The organism is Bradyrhizobium sp. P2_E8 (assembly GCF_056403875.1).
On the sequence record NZ_JBFUES010000907.1, the window covers coordinates 1 to 3,049 of the forward strand.

Below are 3,049 nucleotides of genomic sequence, written 5' to 3' on the forward strand. Positions count from 1 at the left end.
ACTGGATGCAGGTTTCGACAATCCGGAAAAGCGCGCTGCACAGGACGAAGACGAGCTATGCGAATCCATCGCCGCCAAATTTATTTACTTACCTGAGTTACTCAGCTATATAGTCTAAGGCCGGAATATCAAAATCACGGCTCTTAGCTTCACGCTAAGCCTCTCGAAACCTCCGGCAATGCCCTGCCGGAGGTTTTTGTTTTGTGATGAGCTTGCGGCCTCAGCCGCGTGCGAGCCGCGCGCGCGAGTTCGGCCGGTAGGCGAGGCGGCTGTGGCCGGCGCAATAGGACTGGCCGTCGGGCGCAGTATTGCCGCAGAAGCAGAAATCGTCTGCGCCCGGCGTCGAGATCGGCCAGCGGCAGCGGTTCTCCGAGAGCTCCATCAGCGAGCAGCGATTGGCGTCGTCGATCGGACCTGCGACCACAGGCGCGTCGGTCTCGCCGTAGATGGTGGCGAGCATCTCATATTRCAGCCGCGGCACGGCCCTCGATGCGCGCGCCGGCGCAAGGCTCCTGTCCTGAATCTTGCGGTCGTCGACCGTGCGCCCGCGCGTGAGGTTCAGCCGGGACAGCTTGCCGATCACGGCATTGCGGCTGACGCCGATGTCGGCGGCGATCTCGCGGCAGGAGAGGCCGGCCTCGAAGTGCCGCTTCAGAAGTTCAATTCGTTCGTCGGTCCAGGTCGGTGAGAGAACAGGCATTTGTAACGGTCCCAGGTTGCAGATGTCGGCCATCCGCCTCTCGAGATCGTCCGCCTCACGTCCGGCGCGCGCTCACGTCCTGCCATTGTCGCGAATCGACAAAAGCCCGTCCTTGATGGCGAGACGGATGCCTTCCTCGATCAATGTCCGTGCGACGCCGGGAACGCTGGTGCCGTGGGTGCCCTGTCTCACCAGCTTCTCCAGATAGGTGATGGTCGAGAGCGCCAAGGTTACGGGAATGCGGTCAGTCTCGGCTTTTTCGGTGGCCATGGCCTGAACGCTAGCCTCTTACTCGGGTACATAAAAGTAACGATTAAGACTCTATTTAGGTTCGATGGGGAAAGTCAAATCCCGTGAAAGGCGACGGTTCAGCCCCTTGGAATCGCTTGAGAAATTGGGCATGGCGCGGCGCGCCGCGCGAGCGATCGCGCGGCGGCTTGACGTCAACAGGTCAGGGAAGGCGGGGCCGGCTCAGCCGTGCACGATCGCCTTTTCGATCATGCAATGGATGCCCTTGGAGCCGTTGACGGTCTGGGTCACCCGCAGATCGGCCGCCAGGCTGCACAGCGTGTAGGCGTCCTCGCGCGACAGGTTTCGCGTCTCGCCGAGCAGCGCGATCATGTCGCGCAGCGCGCGCACCACGCACTGGTCGAGATCGGGGTCCATCGCCATGGTCATGTAGTGCGTCGGCGTCTCGGCACGGGGATAGTCGAGCCCGAGGTCCTTGCGCAGCGTCAGGCGGAAGCGGCCCTGGAGCGCGGTCTCGATCGCGGTGACGCAGACCTCGCCGTCGCCCTGCACGCCGTGGCCGTCGCCGCAGGAGAACAGCGCGCCCGGGACGAACACCGGCAGATACAGCGTCGCACCGGCGCCGAGTTCCTTGTTGTCGAGATTGCCGCCCATGGCGCGCGGCACGAGCGAGGAGATGCGGCCCCAGGCCGGCGGCGGCGAAACGCCCATCACGCCGAAGAACGGCTTGAGGGGCAGGTCGAGGCCCCAGGGCATGCGGCCCACCATCCGCGTCTGGTCCAGCGGGATGTTGAGGATGCGCGTCTCGTGAAAATCGTCGGGCAGGGTGCCGGCCAGCGGCTTGATCAGATTCCAGCCCCAGTCCTGCCGGAGCTGCACGTCGAGGATCTCGACCGCGAGCACGTCGCCGGGTTCGGCCCCCTCGACCGCGATCGGCCCGGTGAGGATGTGGCCAGGCAGCATGCGCTCACTCTTCGCGTGGACCTCGTGCATCTCCGGCGGAATGTGAAATTTGTCGCGGTCGGGCAGCACGTCCGGGCTGCCGCTGATGGTGTCGACGGTCACCTCATCGCCGCTTTTGATCGTCAGCACTGGCTTGAGCGCGGCTTCAAAGAAGCCCCAATGACAGGTCTCGGGGCTGGAATGCAGGTGGTGATGGGTCATTTGCCGCGTCCGTTCGGTTTTGCTTGTTATGCCTGGGCTTGACCGGGCGATCGATYCTCTTTCAAGAAGATTGAAGATGGACGGGCCGGTCAAGCCCGCGCACGACACGATCATTCCAGCGAGGCCCCCCTGTTCTTCATCCTGTCCAAGACCTTCGGCGCCGCGCTGCTGCCGTTCAATCTGATCATCGAGCTCGGGATCGTCTCGGTCGTTCTGATGGCGACGCGCTTTGCCGCGTTCGGCCGCAAGCTCGCCGTGGCCACGCTGGTCCTGCTGGCGCTCGTTTCGTTCTCGCCGCTGGGCAATCTCCTGCTCTATCCGCTGGAGTCCCGCTTTCCACCCTGGGATCCCTCGCGGGGCGCGCCTGACGGCATCATCGTGCTCGGCGGCTCGATCGATCCGGACTTGTCGGTGGCGCATCAAACGCCGATCGTGCGCCATGCCGCCGATCGCCTGCTGGCGCCGGCAGAGCTCGCCCGACGCTATCCGAAGGCGCGTGTCGTCTTTACCGGCGGAAGTGCCAACGTCGTTTCGAACGATGCGAGGGAGGCCGATTGGGCGGGTACCGTGCTGGAAAACATCGGCATTGCCAAAGACCGCCTGATCATGGAGCGGAACTCACGCAACACCTTCGAGAACGCGCTGTTCACAAAGCAGCTGGTTGCGCCGAAGCCGGGGGAGCGCTGGCTCCTGGTCACCTCGGCCTACCACATGCCGCGTTCGATGGGGATTTTCCGCAAGGCCGGCTTTGACGTCGAAGCCTATCCGGTGGACTGGCGGATGAGCGGGCGCGACGATCTCTTCTCTTTCACCAACGTTGGTACGGATGGACTTGGCAGAACCGAAGTCGCCGTGCGCGAATGGCTCGGGCTTCTTGCCTATCGTTTGAGGGGCAGGACCGGTGAGTTGCTTCCGGGCCCGGCGAAGGACTAGAAC

4 protein-coding genes are annotated in these 3,049 nt (G+C 63.7%); 1 reads left to right on the forward strand and 3 read right to left on the reverse strand.

All coding sequences use genetic code 11. From position 1 onward, the window contains the following. Window positions 1-220 precede the first annotated feature (220 nt). From AC1D00_RS34040 to AC1D00_RS34050, 3 genes are all read right to left on the reverse strand, one after another. Window positions 221-700 carry a GcrA family cell cycle regulator gene (locus AC1D00_RS34040; protein ID WP_477013685.1) on the reverse strand — a complete coding sequence of 160 codons (480 nt, stop codon included), beginning with the start codon at window positions 698-700 and terminating at the stop codon, window positions 221-223. Window positions 701-772: 72 nt separating this feature from the next. Then, the gene (locus AC1D00_RS34045; RefSeq protein ID WP_007603456.1) at window positions 773-970 is read right to left on the reverse strand and encodes a hypothetical protein; all 198 of its coding nucleotides are present in this window, start codon (window positions 968-970) and stop codon (window positions 773-775) included. A 201-nt stretch (window positions 971-1,171) separates the two neighbouring features. Beyond that, window positions 1,172-2,113, reverse strand: coding sequence for an acetamidase/formamidase family protein (locus AC1D00_RS34050; RefSeq protein ID WP_477013686.1), 942 nt, complete (start codon window positions 2,111-2,113; stop codon window positions 1,172-1,174). A gap of 129 nt (window positions 2,114-2,242) precedes the next feature. Between AC1D00_RS34050 and AC1D00_RS34055 the strand changes: the two genes are divergently transcribed. Continuing rightward, complete coding sequence (locus AC1D00_RS34055) at window positions 2,243-3,046, forward strand: YdcF family protein (protein ID WP_477013687.1); 804 nt, start codon at window positions 2,243-2,245, stop codon at window positions 3,044-3,046. Window positions 3,047-3,049 lie beyond the last annotated feature (3 nt).

Coding starts and splice junctions, on each gene's coding strand:
- AC1D00_RS34045 (WP_007603456.1), bottom strand. CDS start 970: ATGGCCACCGAAAAAGCCGAGACTGACCGCATTCCCGTAACCTTGGCG.
- AC1D00_RS34050 (WP_477013686.1), bottom strand. CDS start 2,113: ATGACCCATCACCACCTGCATTCCAGCCCCGAGACCTGTCATTGGGGC.